The organism is Massilia sp. METH4, from assembly GCF_037094685.1.
In the GTDB taxonomy this organism is placed as follows: domain Bacteria; phylum Pseudomonadota; class Gammaproteobacteria; order Burkholderiales; family Burkholderiaceae_D; genus Rugamonas.
Genome location: NZ_CP146614.1, coordinates 5,099,757 through 5,116,642 on the forward strand (window position 1 = coordinate 5,099,757; position 16,886 = coordinate 5,116,642).

The window sequence follows — 16,886 nt, forward strand, 5'->3', positions numbered from 1 at the left end:
GTTGGCGGGGTTACAAAAACGCCAATCATTATAGACCAGGGCTGATCGGCCACGCTCCGTCGCGGGTGCGCCACGCCGGCCAGCCATATTTGTTCGGCCTCCCTTGAAATCATGACCACAGCGCCGAGTTAGGCCGCATGCTCAAGTCCAAGCTCAACTGGCGCCGTCCGGTCTTCTATCTGCTGTTGCCGATATTTCTGGTGATGGTGTTCCTCGGCTTTCCGCTGCCGGTCGCGCCGCCGCCCGCGACCAAGCCCGCGCAGGAGCAGTCGGACACGATCAGGAAGCGGAACAGGAAGGGCGAGGATGGGTAGCCGCGAAACAGGGAACGAAGTGTGCAGGCTTGCCCGGCGCCGCGTAAAGACGTATCTTGATGGTAATTATTGTTGGTGACGATTGTTGGTGACTACTGTTGGTAACTACGAGGTCCGGGGATCACATGGCTGCGGCAAGGCAGGACGTCGATTGCGACGTGTTGGTGGTAGGAGGCGGCATCAATGGCGCGGGCATCGCCCGCGACGTGGCGGGACGCGGCCTGTGCGTGGTGCTGTGCGAGCGTGACGACCTGGCGGCACATACCTCGTCCGCCTCCACGAAGCTGATCCACGGCGGGCTGCGTTACCTCGAGCATTATGAATTCGGCCTGGTGCGCAAGGCGCTGGCCGAGCGCGAAGTGCTGCTGCGCGCGGCGCCCCACGTGGTGCGGCCCCTGCGCTTCGTGATGCCGCACACGGGCCAGCGCCCCGCGGCCCTGATCCGCGCCGGGCTGTTCCTGTATGACCGGCTGGCCCGGCGCGAGCTGCTGCCGGGTTCGGAGAGCGTTCAGCTGGCAACCCATCCGGCCGGGCGGGCGTTGCGGCCGGCCTTCGCGCAGGCGTTCATCTATTCGGACGCGTGGGTCGACGATGCCCGCCTGGTGGTGCTGAACGCGCTGGACGCCAAGCAGAAGGGCGCGTGCATCCTGCCGCGCACCGCGTGCACGGAGGCGCGGCGCGAGAATGGCCTGTGGCGCGTCACCCTGCGCAAGCCGGACGGTACGCACAAGCACATCACCGTGCGCTGTATCGTCAACGCGGCCGGGCCGTGGGCGGCGGCGTTCCTGGACGGGGCGCTGCACCGCCCTTCGTCGACCCACCTGCGGCTCGTGAAGGGCAGCCATATCGTCGTGCGGCGGATGTTCGAACACGAGGACGCCTATCTGTTCCAGCACGACGATGGCCGCATCATCTTCGCCATTCCCTACGAACGGGACTTCACCCTGATCGGCACGACGGACGTGGAATACCGCGGCGACCCGTCGGCCGTGGCAATCGACGACGACGAGGTGCGCTACCTGTGCGGCGTGGCCAGCCAGTATTTTCGCGCCCCGGTCACGCCGGCCGATGTGGTGTGGAGCTACGCCGGCGTGCGCCCCCTGCTGGACGACGCGGCGGCCAAGGCCAGCGCCGTCACGCGCGACTACCGGCTGCAACTGGATGCCGATACGCAGTCCTCTTCGCCACCGCTGCTGACGGTCTTCGGCGGCAAGCTGACGACCTACCGCAAGCTGGCCGAGGAGGGCGCGGACCTCGTCTGCAAGGCGCTCGGCCACCGCGCCGGCGCCTGGACGGCCGGCGCCTGCCTGCCGGGCGGCGACCTGTTCGGCGCCCAGCCGCTAGCCCGCTCGGTGCTGGAGTTCGACGGGTGGCGCTCGGGCCTGCAGGTGCACTACGGCTGGCTGGCCTGCCCGCTCATTGCCCGTTACGCCCGCGCCTACGGCACGCGCATCCACGCGCTGCTGCAGGGGCGGGCCTCGATGGCGGACATGGGGGAGGAGGTGTTGCCCGGGCTGTTCGAGGCGGAGCTGGACTACCTGCGGCGGCACGAGTGGGCGTCGACGGCCGAGGATATCCTGTGGCGGCGCACGAAGCTGGGGTTGCATTTGCCGGCGGGGGCGGCGGAGATATTGGATGCCTGGTTAAGTGCGCATCCTTTGGTGCAGGGGTAGGCCTGGCTCTTCTTCAAATGGCCGATTCGCGCGTTTCACCCCGGATGCAGGACTTGGGGTGCTTTGCAAGAGACCGCTCTTCACCTCTGCGAGAACGAAAAACGGCGGCCCGCGGGCCGCCGTTCTTTACTGGAGCGAGATACGCTTACTTCACGCCATGCATCAGCTTTTGAATCAGCGGTGCCAGCAGGAACAGGATCGCGCCGCCGATCACCAGCGACCAGAAGCCGAAGTTGTAGCCGGACAGCGCCGATTGCACCGACATGCCCGATTCGCCGGAGACATGCGAGGCGAAGATGCCGGACAGGTTGTTGCCGATGCCGGTCGACAGGAACCAGCCGCCCATGCCCAGGCCCACCAGGCGGGTCGGTGCCAGCTTGGTCACCATCGACAGGCCGATCGGCGACAGGCACAGCTCGCCGATCGACTGGATCACGTAGACCATGAACAGCGTCCAGAAGGGGATCTTGCCGTCCACGACCATCGTCTTCAGCGCGAACACCAGCAGCAGGAAGGCCAGGCCGTTGAAGATCAGGCCCAGGCCGAACTTGCGGGGGATCGACGGTTCCACGTCGCGCTTGGCGGTGTAGATCCAGATCGCGGCGATGATCGGCGCGCAGGTGATGATGGCGATCGAGTTCACGCTCTGGAACCAGGCGGTCGGGAAGGTCCAGTCGCCGAACGCGCGGTTGACGATGTTCTCGGCCAGGAAGGTGAACGAGCTGCCGGCCTGTTCGAAGAACATCCAGAACAGGATGTTGAAGGCGAAGATGATCATCATCGCCCAGACCTTGTCGCGCGCCACGGGGCCGTTGCGGTAGCCTTCGACCAGCAGCATGATGGCCAGCAGGATGAACAGCACGGTCAGTACGCCTTGCAGCTGCTGGGCGCCGACGGCCAGCAGTGCGAACACGACCGGAATCACGGCCAGGGCACCCAGCACCACGTACAGGATGCGGGCGGTGCTGGCCGCCTGCGGCTCGGGCATGCCGATGCCTTTCAGGCCGGCGCGACCGATGAAGAACCAGACCAGCGAGATCAGCATGCCGATACCGGAAGCGATGAACACCACCTTGTACTCGGGCATGTCGCCCGTGTTGAAGACATACTGGGCCAGGTGCTGGGTCAGGATCGGCGCGATGAACGCGCCCGCGTTGATCCCCATGTAGAAGATCGTGAAGCCCGAATCGCGGCGGGAATCGGCGGTTGCGTACAGCTTGCCGACCATCGTCGAAATGTTTGGCTTGAACAGGCCGTTACCGGTGATGATCGTGGCCAGGCCGACCTTGAAGATGGTGGGATCGGGCACGGCGATCATGAACAGGCCGGCCGCCATGAAGGCTGCGCCGACCAGGATGGAACGCTGGTAGCCAAGGACCCGGTCGGCTACATAGCCGCCGAAAAGCGCCGCCGCGTAGACGAGCGCGAGATACGAGCCATAGGTGAGGTTTGCGTCGGCCTCACCGGAAGCCGCGCCACCGTGGAATTGGGCGACGATATACAGCACGAGCGCCCAACGGATGCCGTAGAACGCGAAGCGTTCCCAGAACTCCGTCATGAACAACATCCACAGTGGAGCGGGATGCCCCAAAATCTGTTTGAATTCGGGGATGGCCGTGTCTACTGCCTTGCTTGAACCGCTCATGCGGCATCTCCTGGAAAAAAAGTCGCCATTGTAATGTACCTTGCTGCGATGTCGACGGAATCATGTGGTGCGTTGCAACAACGTGGTTCGTTTGAAAAGATTGCCATCCTTTTACGTTGCCGATGTCGTATATTGGCAGGGAATAAGAGGTTTGCCGCTGTTACTTAATAAAGGAATTACGCACCATGGAACAAGGCTTTGTCGATACACTGATTTCACCAGAAGGCAAACTCGAAGTACTGTCGAAAGCGGAAGTCGTCAAGTTGCTCGATACCGGCAAGGGGGGACTGTACAAGACGTTCCGCCAATGCGCGCTGGCCGTTCTCAATTGCGGCAGCACCATCGACGACGGCAAGGAACTGCTGGACCGCTACCAGTCGTTCGACATCAACATCATGCAGCGCGAGCGCGGCATCAAGCTGGAAATCAAGGGCGCGCCGGCGATCGCTTTCGTCGACGGCAAGATGATCAAGGGTATCCACGAGCACCTGTTCGCCGTGCTGCGCGATATCGTCTTCGTGAGCAACGAGGTCACCGACAATCCCAAGTTCGACCTGAGCCGCACCGAAGGCATCACGGACGCCGTCTTCCACATCCTGCGCAACGCCAACGTGCTGCGTCCGCAAACGAATCCGAACCTGGTCGTGTGCTGGGGCGGCCACTCGATCAACCGCGCCGAATACAATTACTCGAAGGAAGTGGGCTACCAGCTGGGCCTGCGCGCCCTCGATATCTGCACCGGCTGCGGCCCGGGCGCGATGAAGGGCCCGATGAAGGGCGCCACGATCGGCCACGCGAAGCAGCGTTTCACGAATGGCCGCTACCTGGGCATCACGGAACCGGGCATCATCGCCGCCGAGTCGCCGAACCCGATCGTCAACGACCTGGTAATCATGCCGGACATCGAGAAGCGCCTGGAAGCCTTCGTGCGCACCGGCCACGGCATCATCGTGTTCCCTGGCGGCGCCGGCACCGCCGAAGAGATCCTGTACATCCTCGGCATCCTGCTCCATCCGGACAATGCGGAGATTCCTTTCCCGCTGATCTTCACTGGCCCGGAATCGTCGCGCGAATACTTCGCGCAGATCAACGAGTTCATCGGCCTGACCCTGGGCGAAGAGGCGCAGAAGCGCTACAAGATCATCGTGGACGATCCGGAAAGCGTGGCGCGCGAAATGCTCGAGGGGATCAAGCAGGTGCGCGAATTCCGCAAGAGCCGCAGCGATGCCTATTACTTCAACTGGGCGCTGCGCATCGACGAGGAATTCCAGCGCCCGTTCTCGCCCACGCATGAAAACATGCGCAACCTGAAGCTGCACAAGAACCAGCCTGTGCACGTGCTGGCCGCCAACCTGCGGCGCGCCTTCTCCGGCGTGGTGGCCGGCAACGTGAAGGCCGACGGCATCCGCGCCATCGAGGAACATGGCCACTTCGAGATCCACGGCGACGTGGCGATCATGGAGCCGATGGACCGGCTGCTGGCCTCGTTCGTGGCGCACAGCCGGATGAAGCTGCCGGGCAAGGCGTATGTGCCATGCTACCGGGTGGTGATGTAGATCCGCCGTATGGTGTGGAACGCCGTATGGTGTCGAACACTTTTTCCGGCGCTTTTTCCGGAAAAAGTGTGCGACACCGGTTTTCTCCAGAGGCACCCACGGATCCGGGAAAACCCGGGTTCCCTGATGGCCGCGACTGACGGGGAAGAAAACCAGTGTCGCACACCATTTCCCCTGGAAATGGTGTGCGACACCAGGCACAGATGGCTACGGCCCTAAAAAAAACGCGCGGCGAAAGCCGCGCGTTTTCATGGGCACCGTCGAAAATCAGTCTTCCTTGCGCAGATGCGGGAACAGCAGCACGTCGCGGATGTTCGGCGAGTCGGTCAGCAGCATGATCAGGCGGTCGATGCCGATGCCGCAGCCGCCGGCCGGCGGCATGCCGTATTCCAGCGCGCGGATGTAGTCGGCGTCGTAGTACATCGCCTCGTCGTCGCCGGCTTCCTTGGCGGCCACCTGGGACAGGAAGCGCGCGGACTGGTCTTCCGCGTCGTTCAGCTCCGAGAAGCCGTTCGCGATCTCGCGGCCCACCATGAACAGCTCGAAGCGCTCGGTGATGCCCTTGCGGGTGTCGGACGCGCGCGCCAGCGGCGACACTTCTTCCGGGTAGTCGATGATGAACGTCGGTTCCCACAGCTGCGCCTCGGCGGTTTCCTCGAACAATGCCAGTTGCAGCGCGCCCAGGCCCGAGTGCGCGTGCGGCTTCACGCCGAACTTCTTCAGTTCGGCCTTGATGAATTCCGCATCTTCCAGCTGCTCGTTCGTGTAGTGCGGCGCGAACTTGTTGATCGCGCCCACGATCGTCAGGCGGTGGAAGGGCTTGGACAGGTCCAGCTCGCGGCCGCCGTAGGTGAGCACCGCGGAACCGTGCGCGTCGACCGCGGCCTGGCGGATCACGGCTTCCGTGAAGTTCATGATCCACTGGTAGTCCGTGTACGCCGCGTAGAATTCCATCATCGTGAACTCGGGGTTATGACGGATCGACACGCCCTCGTTGCGGAAGTTGCGGTTGATCTCGAACACGCGGTCGAAGCCGCCCACGACCAGGCGCTTCAGGTACAGTTCCGGCGCGATGCGCAGGTACATCTGCATGTCCAGCGCATTGTGGTGCGTGATGAACGGTTTCGCCGCCGCGCCGCCCGGGATCGGGTGCAGCATCGGCGTCTCGACTTCCATGAACTCATGGTCCTGCATGAAGCGGCGGATCGACGCGATCGCGGCCGTGCGCGCCTTGAACGTGCGACGCGTTTCCTCGTTCATGATCAGGTCCACGTAGCGCTGGCGGTACTTGGTTTCCTGGTCCGCGAGACCGTGGAATTTATCGGGCAGCGGGCGCAGTGACTTGGTCACCAGGCGCAGTTCCGTCACCTTCACGGTCAGCTCGTCGGTCTTGGTCTTGAACAGCGTGCCCTTCACGCCCAGGATGTCGCCCAGGTCGTAGCCGCGGAACGCTTCCATCGCCGCTTCGCCCGTCACGTCCAGCGTCACGTAGATCTGGATGCGGCCGTCGCAGGCCTTGCCGGACGAATCCTGCAGCGTCGCGAAGGCGGCCTTCTTGCCCGCTTCGCGCTTCAACATCATGCGGCCGGCCAGCACCACCGGCACCGGGTTCGCTTCCAGGTCTTCGCGCGACTTGCCGGCGTACTGCTCCTGCAGGTCGGCCGCCTTGTGCTCGGGGCGGAAGTCGTTCGGGAAGGCCACGCCCTTTTCGCGGATGGCGGCCAGCTTGGCGCGGCGCTCGGCGATGATCTTGTTGTCGTCCTGGCCTGGCGCCTGCTGCTCTTGGTTTTCCGCTTGGGTTTCGGTGTTCATGGTTACGTCGTTTGTTGAATGTTGTTGGTATCGAACAGGGTCGCGATATCGAGTTCCGTGAAGTCGCGTGCCACGCAGATCACGTTGTCGAATTCGGCGAACGCCTCGGCCGGCAGCGTGGTGGTCAGCACCACGGCGCGCATGCCGGCGCGGCGGGCCGCTTCCACGCCCAGCGGCGCATCCTCGAACACGATGCAGTGCTCGGGCGCGGCGCCGCAGCGCTCGGCCGCCAGCAGGAACACGTCCGGGTTCGGCTTGCCCCGCGCCACGTCGGCGGCGCCGACCACGGCGTCGAAGTGGCGGCGCAGGTCCAGCCCGTCGAGCGTGAACACGATGTTGGCGGGCGGCGCGGCCGTGGCCACGGCCAGGCGCACGTCCTGCTCCTGCGCCGTCGCGATGAACTGCTCGAAGCCGGCCACGGTTTCCAGGTGCGGCGCGTACAGCTCGCGGTACAGCTCTTCCTTCTCGGCGTCCAGCAGGGCCGCGGCCTCCTTCGTCAGGTCGGCGCCCAGGTAGGTGCGCATGATTTCATGGCCCTGGCGGCCGGCCGTGGCGCGGAAGAAGTCGTCCGGGTCGATGTCGTGGCCGCGCCGTTCGAAGAACGCCACCCACGACTTCGTGTGGAACGCCATGTTGTCGACGATCGTGCCGTCCATGTCGAAGATGAACGCGCGGGGAGGGTGGGTCGTCATCGCTTACACACCCTGCTTCAGCGAGGCGGCGATGAAATCGTCCAGGTCGCCGTCCAGCACGTTCTTCGTGTTGCCGGTCTCGAAGCCGGTACGCAGGTCCTTGATGCGGGACTGGTCCAGCACGTAGGAACGGATCTGGTGGCCCCAGCCCACGTCGGTCTTCGAATCTTCCAGCTTCTGCTGCTCGCTCATGCGCTTGCGCAGTTCCTGCTCGTACAGCTTGGCCTTCAGCATTTCCATCGCCTCGGCCTTGTTGCGGTGCTGCGAGCGGTCGTTCTGGCACTGCACGACAATGCCGGACGGCGCGTGCGTCAGGCGCACCGCGGAGTCGGTCTTGTTGATGTGCTGGCCGCCGGCGCCTGATGCGCGGTAGGTGTCGATGCGCAGGTCCGCCGGGTTGATCTCGATCTCGATCGAGTCATCCACCTCCGGGTAGACGAACAGCGACGTGAACGAGGTGTGGCGGCCGTTGGCGCTGTCGAACGGCGACTTGCGCACCAGGCGGTGCACGCCGGTTTCCGTGCGCAGGTGGCCGTAGGCGTAATCGCCCTCGACCTTGATGGTGGCCGTCTTGATGCCGGCAACCTCGCCCTCGGACTGTTCCATCACCTCGACCTTGAAGCCCTTGCGTTCGCAATAGCGCAGGTACTGGCGCAGCAGCATCGACGCCCAATCCTGCGCCTCGGTACCGCCGGCGCCGGCCTGGATGTCGATGAAGCAGTTGTTCGGGTCCATCGGGTTGTTGAACATCCGGCGGAACTCCAGGCCTTCGATGACCTTGGCGATTTCGGCCGTGTCGGCGATCACCGATTCCAGCGTGTCGTCGTCGTTCTCTTCCTTGCCCATCTCGAAGAGCTCGGCCATGTCGGCCAGGTCGCTCTTCGCCTTGACGAGCGTGTCGACGATGGCTTCGAGAGCCTTCTTTTCGCGGCCCATGTCCTGGGCTTTTTTCGGGTCGTTCCAGACCGCCGGGTCTTCGAGCTCGGCGTTCAGTTGTTCCAGTTTCTCCGACTTCTTATCGAAGTCAAAGATACCTCCGAAGTTCGGCTTCGCGGGACGTCAGGTCTGCGAGCTGGGCGGCGAGGGAATTGATGCGTTCTGCTTCCATGGTTTTCTTGTCTCTGTAGAGGGCGATCAAACCTTGGATTATACCTTACGTGGCGCCGGCGGCAGGCTGGCGGGAGCAGGGGGAGCGTGTACCACTTGAAATGGCAGCTGGCGTGCCCTCTGCGGGCCAATCCGGTGCAGATAGCCGGGCCGCTTGCAGGCCTGATGCACATACGCATCGGATATTAATTGACCTCAATACCGAACAGTCGGATACTTGGTCGAAGAGAGCAGATCGAGGCAACAGACATGAGCGAATTTCGGCCGACGCTCGAGAGCAAGCGCAAGTTCTCGTTGAACTGGGGCTACCTGGGAGCCATGGCCAGTGGCCGCTCGGCAATCGACCTGGGCGCGCTCGCCCTGCGTAACCTGCATGATGCGCGCGAATTCGTGCGCGAATATGGCTACGACCTCGACCAGCCTGTCGCCCGCGACATCATCCGCAAGTGCCACCGCGAGGCAGTCGATTTCGTCATCGGCACGTTCTTGCAGCCGGCCCAGGGAAGGCTCATTCCACGCGACGTGTACGCGCCCGACGATCCGGTCCAGCTGCTGGTCTACGCATCCCATCACGCCCAGCATAATAGCGAACTGCGCATGTGGTCCTGTGCCGTTCTCAAGGTGATGCATGCGATTTTTTACATCGACAACAATCTGGAACTGCGCCACTTCAATACGATCCGCGACCAGGTGTTCGCGACGCTGGACGAGGTAATCCACGAAGACGACCACGGTCATTACTTCCTGTCCGACGGCGAGCTGTGCCTCCCGCTGCACCATCTCGAACGCAAGCGCAACAAGGGCCGCAACAGCATCCTCCTCAAGCTTCTGCAAAAGGCGGCCTACCTGGCCCAGGATATTTACGATCACCTGGGCGTGCGCCTCGTCTTCGGCACCCGCTTCGAATGCTTGCTGGCATTGGAGACCCTGCAGCGCGCGCACATCCTTTCGATCACGAACATCGAGCCTAACCGCACCCGCAATACCTTGCTCGACCTGGAAGCGGCCAAGGAGATTTTCGTGAAGTACCGCCTCATGCTGGAGCGCAGTCACGATTATCCGGCCGAGCTGCTGCAACGGATGGACGCAGAGCTCCTGGCCGTCGCCAAGCGCCAGACGCGCGCCGACAATCCCCACAGCGGCGCTGATTTCAGCAGCATCCAGGTCACGGTGCGCAAGATGATTCATTTGCAAGCAGAACAAGGCTATCCGGAAACTGCGGGCCAGGATTATGACGTCGGCTTCTTCTTCGACTATGAGTTGCAGTTGATGGACAAGGAAAGCCATCAGCGCAGTATGTCCGGTCCCTCCAGCCACGCGGCCTATAAGCGCCGCCAGGTCGAGACGGCCCGCCTGCGTGTCTTCGGCCGCGAGTTGAGCGACTGGATCGCTGCCCATTCCAGCCCGGCGCCGGAGCCGGAGCCGACACCTGGCACGCCACCGCCGACGAGCAATGCGATCACTGGACACGGGCCGTCAAGTGCCCCGGCTGGCCTGGCGGGGCGCGCTTCATCCAGGCGGTGAGCCGCGAGTTCGCGCGGCGTCGTCCTGGCGCGATGAGCGCACCCGATCAGCGCCACCGTGAAGGCGGCGTCCCGAGGATTCAAGCGCCGCTCTTCTTCGCGCGTCACCTCACCGTGCCTGGGCAAGCGCAATGGCGTCGTCGCCCGCCGGATAGCGCAGGGTAGCGGCTGGATCGTTCGCCGCGTGCCAGACTGCGGCCGCTACCGCTGCCTCGGTGGTCACGGTGGCTGCCGCGCCGAAGGCAGCAAAGATCGAGCGCGCATAGGCCATGTAAGGCTCGGATATCAATCCCTGCATGCGCTCCGCGCCATTTGCAGCGAAGCGCGTGCTGGGGCCATAGCCGGGCTCGACCAGCTTGACCCGTACGTCGAAGTTCGCGAGCTCGAGCGCCAGCGATTCAGTGAACCCTTCGATTGCGGTCTTGCTTGCGGTGTAAGCCGCGACAAGGGGAAAGGGCGCCATGGCCGCGGTCGAGGTAACATTAATCACGAGCCCGGACCTGCGCTCCCTGAACTGGGGCAAGACCGCCTGGGTCATTGCCATCGTGCCGAACGTGTTGGTTTCGAAGACCTCGCGGACAGTGTCGATCGGGGTTGCCTCGAACGCGCCGAACAATCCGATCCCCGCGTTATTGACCAGAACATCGATCGGCCCGGCCAGCGCGACGGCCTGCTCGATGCTTGCGCTCCGCGTGATGTCCAAGGGCAGGACACGCAGCCGATCGCGCGGCATCAGGATTTCCGGTTTCGGGGTGCGCATGGCCGCCACTACATTCCATCCTTTCGCGTGAAAGTGACGTGCAGTTTCCAGACCGTAGCCGGAAGAACAACCGGTAATCAGAATCGTTTTCATTGCCTGCCTTTCATGTATTGGTGTGGCATGACTTTACAAGGCGGCGAGTGGATTCGCTATAATCCAGGGTCCCGATATCATTTGCGAGAGTCCTGTCATGGCCGATCCGCTGTCCGAAATTATCGGCCTGATGAAACCCCGTGCGGTCTTCTCGAAGCTCATCGGCGGTGCCGGCTCGTGGGCGGTGCGGTACGAGAAGTTTGGCGAACCGAGCTTTTGCACAATGCTGGACGGCGAATGCATGCTTGCGGTCGATGGTCAACAGCCCGTCCGATTACAAGCTGGCGACTTCGTTCTGCTTCCCGCGACGCCAGGCTTCACCCTGTCGAGCTCGGACACGGCTGCACCGACCCTCATGGATCCGGCCTCCGCCAAGGCAAGCGAGGGCGAGATCCGTCACGGCCGACAGGACGGCGCCGCCGAAATGCGTATGCTCGGCGGATACTTCGCTTTCGATTCACCAGATGCGGCCCTGCTCGTTTCGCTGCTGCCGGCGCTGCTGCATATCCGGGGCGCCGAGCGGCTCAAGCGGTGGGTCCAGATGGTCAGAGAGGAGTCGCTCGAACAGAGATCGGGGCGGGAGCTGGTGCTCGGAAGGCTCATCGAAATTCTGCTCGTTGAAGCATTACGCACGACGTCTGGACACGATGCAACGCCCGGTCTGCTCCGCGGACTTGCGGACCCTCGCTTGTCCACGGCAATCAGGCACATGCATGCGGAGCCTGCCCATCCCTGGACAGTCAGTGAACTGGCCGCGAAGGCAGCGCTGTCGAGATCGGCGTTCTTCGGACGTTTCTCGCGCGGAGTGGGCCTGACGCCAATGGGATACCTGCTCGCCTGGCGCATGGCGCTCGCGAAGAATCTGCTGCGTCAAAACAAACTCGCTTTAGCCGAAATTGCTGAAAGAATAGGGTATGGATCGGCAAGCAGTTTCAGTACTGCGTTCAGTCGCCACGCAGGAGTCCCGCCAAGTGCCTATATTGGATTGCAGTAGTCATACCGGTCGGCCGGACGTCTGCCTGGGGCGAATCGGATGTTAACGATCGGCCCCGAACCGCGGAGGCCGCGATATGGTCTTGATGTCGAGGCGGGGACCTTCGCGCCTCCGACGCGATAGAAGGAACCGTGCGACGGGCCGGCCGGTTTATCGGCGCCTGGTGAGCAGGCGCGCCACCAGATACGCCAACCCCGCATACAGTGCAATGATCAGCAGGCAAGGCAGCAGCTTCGGCACTACGACAGCCTCACCCGCCGTCATGCCCAGCGGCGCGAACACGGGGTTCCACGCCAGCAGCGCGATGATGCCGGGCGCGGCCAGCACCGACAGCGACTGTTCCAGCCACCCCGGCAGGCCGAGCGCGAACGCCCTGACCGCGCCGATGGCGAGCAGGAAATAGGCCGCCGTGATGGCGGCGGCCAGTGCCGGGATGTGGCGGCGTGCGGTCACTGACGGCTTCACCGTGCTGCTGCTCCTGGAAAGGCGGCTCAGCGCAACTGCTGCAGAGCGCGGACGTCGCGGATGTCGATCGTGCCGTCGCGGTTGATGTCGCGGCGGTCACCCGGAGTGTACACCGGAGCACCGCGTTGCTGCGACAGCAGCGCTGCGTCGTTCGCGCCCACCAGGCCATCGCCATCGAGGTCGCCCGCCTTCTTCGGGTAGAACTGCCAGCGCGAGTACGCCGCCGTGCTGCCGATCGTCGCCACGCGCGCGCTGTTGCTGCCCTGCAGGACGACGAGCGAGATCGCCCGGTATGGGCCGTCGACCACCTGGAACCTGTCCGAAGCCAGTTCCACTTCCACATTGTTGGCCCCCGCCACCAGTGAGCGCGAGGCGTTCACCAGTTCGATGTCCTCGCCGTTCGGCCCCACCACCTTGTACGAGATCTGGTAGAAGCCGCCGTTCGTCACCGTGATCGGGAAGGCCAGGCGGAAGCGGTCGATATGGCCGTCGCGCAGGATCGGGGTCGCGGTCAGCTGCGGCTGCACCTCGATCGCGCCCGAGCACAACTGGGCCAGGCTCGTCGTGAACGTCCCTGCGTCGCGCTGGCGGTAAGCCAGCGTGAACTGCTCGTTACCCAGTTCGAGCGCGTCGATCAGCGCCACGGCGTAGGGCCCGTCGGCACCCAGCCTGGTGCGGATATCGGCTGCCTTGTATTCGGCCGTGACGGAACTTGCGCCGGTGCCGTAGCCGGCGGCCTTGCGCACGTCGATCGATCGGCCGTTTGGCGCGGTGAGCCGCACCAGCGTCGAATAACGCGCTGCCTTCAGCACATTGAAGCCGAAATCGACCCTGAGCGACGAGACGCAGTTGTTGGCGCCGCGCAGCGTGGTCAGGCCCACGGTCGCATTGTTCAGCTGCGGAGACACGGCCTTTACGCGCGCCGTGGCGGTGCGGTTGATCGTGCCCTTCGGGGTCGGGATGGCGACGTTGCCGGTGATCGTGTAGTCGCCGGCGGCGGTGAACGTATGGTCGACGCTGTACACGCCATCGTCCGCCTTTCCATCGGCCCCCTGGCCATCGTCGGCCGCGCCCAGCGGCGCACCGCCGTTCAGGGCGATCGTCGGCGCCAGGCCCGTGATCGGCTGTCCGTCCTCGAGTACCAACAGGCCGAGCGAGACATCCTCGCCGACGAGCAGCGTGTCGCGCTCGACGGCCACGCCTACCTGGTAGCGGGATCGGGCGAAGACGGTGCCCAGTGCCACGGTCTTGCCGGGGGCGGCGGGGAAGGCCAGGCGGATCGTCCAGGTACCGTCCAGCGGTTCGGGCAGTTCGGCGATCTCGAAGATCCCGCCGGGCAGGGCCGGGCTGGCGAGGCTGCCCGGCCGGAACGTCGCGCGCGGGTCGCCCGGCGCGATGACGACGTTGCCGGCCGGGTCGAGCAAGGTCAGCGACACACCGTCGACGGGTGCGATCAGTTCGAGGCGCAGGCCGTCGGCGCCGGCGACGGAGAAGGGAATGTCGAGCGACGTTGCGCCCGGCACGACCGCGCCGGACACGGTGGCCGGCATATTCACTGCTACCGGCACGGTTTGCGCGCCGGCCGGTGCCATGCCCGCCAGCGGTACGATCGCCCCGAGTGCCGCCGCCACCATCATGCGGCCGGCGGCCGCGCGGGCGGACCACTTCATTGGTTTCGTAGTTTTCATCTCGGCTCTCTGCATTATTTGAGGGGGATCGTCGTGTCGAGGATCGTGTTGACGTTGTTTCCGTTCTTGACGGTGCTGTGGTTGGCCGGGCTGTTGCCGAGCGGCGTGCCGTAGCCGGGATTGGCCGAGCTTTCCGTCACTACGATATCGTTGGCCTGCGGAGTAGGCGCCTGGTTCAGCGTGTAGGTCAGCACGGTGCGCGTGCCCCAGAACCTGCCCGGCACCGTCGCCAGCGTCATCGGCGCGGAGTGGAAGTCGCGCAGCACGCGCCAGGCGCGTTCGGCGCCGTAGTGCGCGATGAACGGGAACAGCGGTGTCGACTCGTCCGTCGTCAGGTCGTTGTCGCCATTCAGGTCGGCGTTGGCGCCGAACGTGTAGGTGCCGGAGATATTGCCGCGCAATCCCGTCGTCAGTGCCGTGGTGGCCGCATACGTGGTCAGGTCGCGCAGGCCGGGCAATTGCGGGCCCTGGCCGAACGTCCAGGTATTGATGTAGGCGCTGGCGAAACCGTTCGGGTCCTGGCCGTTGGCGATCTTGTCGTCCGCCTCGGTCTTGGCGATGATCGACATGTCGGCCGCCACGCTGCCCAGGTGCGGCGTGGAAAGAGTGGAGAGCGACACGATCTCGAACTCCGGCCCGAGGGCTTGCAGGCCCTGGGTATCGAGTCCGCCCTTGCTGTGGGCGATCACGTGCACCTTGTCCGCCTTCAGCGGGCGCAGGTAATCGGCGATCAGGGTGTTCAGCTCCTGCGCGTTGGTGGCGACGGCGCCATTGCCGCCCGCACCCTGGCCCAGCGAGAAGCGGGTGAACAGCACGCCGCGTTCTTCCAGCGCGCGCAGCACGCCCGTGGCCGCGTCCTCGTCCCAGGTCGACTGGTTGGCCGAGATCCCGTGCTGCAGTACGTATGGCGGCGTGGCCTCGAATTCCACCGCCACCCAGTCCACCGCCATGCACCAGCTGTCATCGGTGTTGGCCGTGTCGATGTCGATCAGTAGCTCGTTGTCCTGGCCGAACTTCAGTTCCTCGATCGGCACGATGATCGAATCGTCGGTCCAGGTATTGTTGAAGCCTTCCAGCGTCTTCTTGAACTTGCCGTTGAAGGTCACGCGGTCCATCTCCGGCGCCACGCCGGCCGTGGTGTTCTTGTCGTCGATGTCGTAGACGGGGAAGCGGATCGTGGCCTGCGCGGACAGCACGCCGTTCGACACCAGCTTGCCCGGGTCCTTCAGGGTGCCATCGCCGTTCAGCTGGGCATCGTTGACGACCTTCGGCAGGGGGATGCGAATGCGCAATGGCCCCTCGCTGCGGAAGGTGCAGCCGGTGTCGAGGCCGGAACCGGCGTTGACGACGTACACGCCCAGCTTTTCCTCGGGCGGCTCGAACGGGGAGGTGGTTTGCGCCGACGCGGGCGCCGCGCATGCGGCGGCGATCAGCGCGGCCAGCGGCGCTTGCTTGAGAATGTGCATGGAGGTCTCCGGCTCAGTTGGCGATCACGGGGTCGAACAGCATGATGGCGTCGCCGCGCGGGGCGATCTTCCCGCTGATGCGCTTGCCCACCTGGTCTTGCGCGATCGGGCCGGCCACCGATACCCACTGCACTGTGCCGTTGGACAGCTTGATCTGCGCACGCCGGCCCTTGACGGCGACGATCACGGCATCGACTGCTTTCGGTGCCTGCGCGGTCGCAGCCGGCGGTTCGTTGCTCACCACGGGTTGCTGCGCCGACGCGGAGCCCGCGGTGGCGGCCAGCGCCATCGCGAGCGCGGCCGTGCTGGCGTGGGAACGGCGCCGTCCGATCAACAGCATGCCGGCGGCACCGGCCAGCAGAAGGGCCAGGCTGCCCGGTTCCGGCACCTGCGTGCTGCCCGGCGCGATGGCGAACGCCACACGGGCCGCCCCGAAACCAGTGGCAAGGTCGCCCGCGTCGCTGTTCAGGAACAGCAGGTTCGGATCGTTCAGGTCCACCTGGATCGCCGTGGTGGCGCTGGCGGCCAGTGCCTGGAAGGTCAGCGTGAGGAAGCGGAACTCGTCGGCCTGTCCGGCATCGAGGACAGCCGCGCTGTTGCCGGAAATGCCGAACGCGTCGATCACGCCTGCGTTGGCGCTGGCCTCGCCGAAGAACCCGAACGAGCCCGGTTCGGGCAAATCGAGCTCGTTGCGGTTCGACGCCGGATCCGTGAAGCCGTAGCCGGTGAGCTGCAGGAGCGAACTGTCGAACAGCACGTTCAGGTCGAAGCCGGACAGCGATTGGCCGGGGGCGCCGGACAAACCGCCGATGCGAAAGTCGACATTGAAGCTCTGCCCGACGTTGTAGCTGCCGGAGGCGGTGAACAGGTTGATCGTCGCCGCGTGCAAGGGGGCCGCGCATAGCGCGGAGAGCGCCACTGCCTGCAGGCAGCGGCGGAGCGTGGATGGCATGGTCATGGTCCTAGTCTGGAAATATCGTTGTGAGAGCGGGCGTACCCGCAAGCTCAGCAGCAAGATGCATGCCAAAACATTAATATTTATCAGAAACAAGGACTTGAAATTTTAGTAATGTTTGATGCGGATCAAAATGTAAAGAA

General features: G+C 64.3%; 14 protein-coding genes. 5 read left to right on the plus strand and 9 right to left on the minus strand.

Going from position 1 to position 16,886, the window contains the following annotated elements; genetic code table 11:
* The first annotated feature begins 137 nt into the window (after positions 1 to 137).
* A complete protein-coding gene (locus tag V6Z91_RS22370) occupies positions 138 to 314 on the plus strand; it encodes a hypothetical protein (RefSeq protein ID WP_338761365.1) in 177 nt (58 codons plus the stop codon).
* Between the two features lie 125 nt (positions 315 to 439).
* Positions 440 to 1,987, plus strand: a complete 1,548-nt coding sequence (gene glpD, locus V6Z91_RS22375; RefSeq protein WP_338761367.1) for a glycerol-3-phosphate dehydrogenase — start codon at positions 440 to 442, stop codon at positions 1,985 to 1,987.
* Between the two features lie 145 nt (positions 1,988 to 2,132).
* On the opposite strand, the gene V6Z91_RS22380 is transcribed toward glpD, so the two are convergent.
* Positions 2,133 to 3,632, minus strand: coding sequence for an oligopeptide:H+ symporter (locus V6Z91_RS22380; RefSeq protein WP_338761370.1), 1,500 nt, complete (start codon positions 3,630 to 3,632; stop codon positions 2,133 to 2,135).
* Positions 3,633 to 3,817: 185 nt separating this feature from the next.
* On the opposite strand from V6Z91_RS22380, the gene ppnN reads away from it, so the two are divergent.
* Positions 3,818 to 5,188 (plus strand): nucleotide 5'-monophosphate nucleosidase PpnN, encoded by a 1,371-nt coding sequence (gene ppnN / locus V6Z91_RS22385; protein ID WP_338761373.1) that lies wholly within the window; start codon positions 3,818 to 3,820, stop codon positions 5,186 to 5,188.
* Between the two features lie 267 nt (positions 5,189 to 5,455).
* Here ppnN and lysS read toward each other — a convergent pair whose 3' ends face one another.
* From lysS to prfB, 3 genes are all read right to left on the minus strand, one after another.
* Positions 5,456 to 7,000 (minus strand): lysine--tRNA ligase, encoded by a 1,545-nt coding sequence (gene lysS / locus V6Z91_RS22390; protein WP_338761375.1) that lies wholly within the window; start codon positions 6,998 to 7,000, stop codon positions 5,456 to 5,458.
* A 2-nt stretch (positions 7,001 to 7,002) separates the two neighbouring features.
* Positions 7,003 to 7,692, minus strand: a complete 690-nt coding sequence (locus V6Z91_RS22395; protein ID WP_338761378.1) for an HAD family phosphatase — start codon at positions 7,690 to 7,692, stop codon at positions 7,003 to 7,005.
* 3 nt (positions 7,693 to 7,695) lie between these two features.
* A protein-coding gene (prfB, locus tag V6Z91_RS22400) for a peptide chain release factor 2 (RefSeq protein ID WP_338761380.1) occupies positions 7,696 to 8,800 on the minus strand; the annotation gives its coding sequence in 2 pieces (ribosomal slippage) (positions 7,696 to 8,718 and positions 8,720 to 8,800; 1,104 coding nt in all).
* A 248-nt stretch (positions 8,801 to 9,048) separates the two neighbouring features.
* Here prfB and V6Z91_RS22405 point away from each other — a divergent pair.
* Positions 9,049 to 10,323, plus strand: a complete 1,275-nt coding sequence (locus tag V6Z91_RS22405; RefSeq protein ID WP_338761382.1) for a TIGR04552 family protein — start codon at positions 9,049 to 9,051, stop codon at positions 10,321 to 10,323.
* 108 nt (positions 10,324 to 10,431) lie between these two features.
* Here the strand turns inward: V6Z91_RS22405 and V6Z91_RS22410 are convergent, their stop codons facing one another.
* The gene (locus V6Z91_RS22410) at positions 10,432 to 11,175 is read right to left on the minus strand and encodes an SDR family oxidoreductase (RefSeq protein WP_338761384.1); all 744 of its coding nucleotides are present in this window, start codon (positions 11,173 to 11,175) and stop codon (positions 10,432 to 10,434) included.
* 97 nt (positions 11,176 to 11,272) lie between these two features.
* On the opposite strand from V6Z91_RS22410, the gene V6Z91_RS22415 reads away from it, so the two are divergent.
* Positions 11,273 to 12,169, plus strand: coding sequence for an AraC family transcriptional regulator (locus tag V6Z91_RS22415; RefSeq protein ID WP_338761387.1), 897 nt, complete (start codon positions 11,273 to 11,275; stop codon positions 12,167 to 12,169).
* 150 nt (positions 12,170 to 12,319) lie between these two features.
* Here the strand turns inward: V6Z91_RS22415 and V6Z91_RS22420 are convergent, their stop codons facing one another.
* From V6Z91_RS22420 to V6Z91_RS22435, 4 genes are read right to left on the minus strand one after another with little or no spacing between them, the layout of a single operon-like run.
* Positions 12,320 to 12,622, minus strand: coding sequence for a hypothetical protein (locus V6Z91_RS22420; protein WP_338761390.1), 303 nt, complete (start codon positions 12,620 to 12,622; stop codon positions 12,320 to 12,322).
* A 38-nt stretch (positions 12,623 to 12,660) separates the two neighbouring features.
* Entirely contained in the window at positions 12,661 to 14,304 is a 1,644-nt protein-coding gene (locus tag V6Z91_RS22425) for a choice-of-anchor X domain-containing protein (protein WP_338761392.1), read from the minus strand.
* A 32-nt stretch (positions 14,305 to 14,336) separates the two neighbouring features.
* Positions 14,337 to 15,788, minus strand: a complete 1,452-nt coding sequence (locus V6Z91_RS22430) for an alpha/beta hydrolase (protein WP_338761395.1) — start codon at positions 15,786 to 15,788, stop codon at positions 14,337 to 14,339.
* A gap of 13 nt (positions 15,789 to 15,801) precedes the next feature.
* Positions 15,802 to 16,740 carry a cohesin domain-containing protein gene (locus V6Z91_RS22435; RefSeq protein WP_338761398.1) on the minus strand — a complete coding sequence of 313 codons (939 nt, stop codon included), beginning with the start codon at positions 16,738 to 16,740 and terminating at the stop codon, positions 15,802 to 15,804.
* Between the last annotated feature and the right edge of the window lie 146 nt (positions 16,741 to 16,886).

Coding starts and splice junctions, on each gene's coding strand:
- V6Z91_RS22370 (WP_338761365.1), top strand. CDS start 138: ATGCTCAAGTCCAAGCTCAACTGGCGCCGTCCGGTCTTCTATCTGCTG.
- glpD (WP_338761367.1), top strand. CDS start 440: ATGGCTGCGGCAAGGCAGGACGTCGATTGCGACGTGTTGGTGGTAGGA.
- V6Z91_RS22380 (WP_338761370.1), bottom strand. CDS start 3,632: ATGAGCGGTTCAAGCAAGGCAGTAGACACGGCCATCCCCGAATTCAAA.
- ppnN (WP_338761373.1), top strand. CDS start 3,818: ATGGAACAAGGCTTTGTCGATACACTGATTTCACCAGAAGGCAAACTC.
- lysS (WP_338761375.1), bottom strand. CDS start 7,000: ATGAACACCGAAACCCAAGCGGAAAACCAAGAGCAGCAGGCGCCAGGC.
- V6Z91_RS22395 (WP_338761378.1), bottom strand. CDS start 7,692: ATGACGACCCACCCTCCCCGCGCGTTCATCTTCGACATGGACGGCACG.
- V6Z91_RS22405 (WP_338761382.1), top strand. CDS start 9,049: ATGAGCGAATTTCGGCCGACGCTCGAGAGCAAGCGCAAGTTCTCGTTG.
- V6Z91_RS22410 (WP_338761384.1), bottom strand. CDS start 11,175: ATGAAAACGATTCTGATTACCGGTTGTTCTTCCGGCTACGGTCTGGAA.
- V6Z91_RS22415 (WP_338761387.1), top strand. CDS start 11,273: ATGGCCGATCCGCTGTCCGAAATTATCGGCCTGATGAAACCCCGTGCG.
- V6Z91_RS22425 (WP_338761392.1), bottom strand. CDS start 14,304: ATGAAGTGGTCCGCCCGCGCGGCCGCCGGCCGCATGATGGTGGCGGCG.
- V6Z91_RS22430 (WP_338761395.1), bottom strand. CDS start 15,788: ATGCACATTCTCAAGCAAGCGCCGCTGGCCGCGCTGATCGCCGCCGCA.
- V6Z91_RS22435 (WP_338761398.1), bottom strand. CDS start 16,740: ATGCCATCCACGCTCCGCCGCTGCCTGCAGGCAGTGGCGCTCTCCGCG.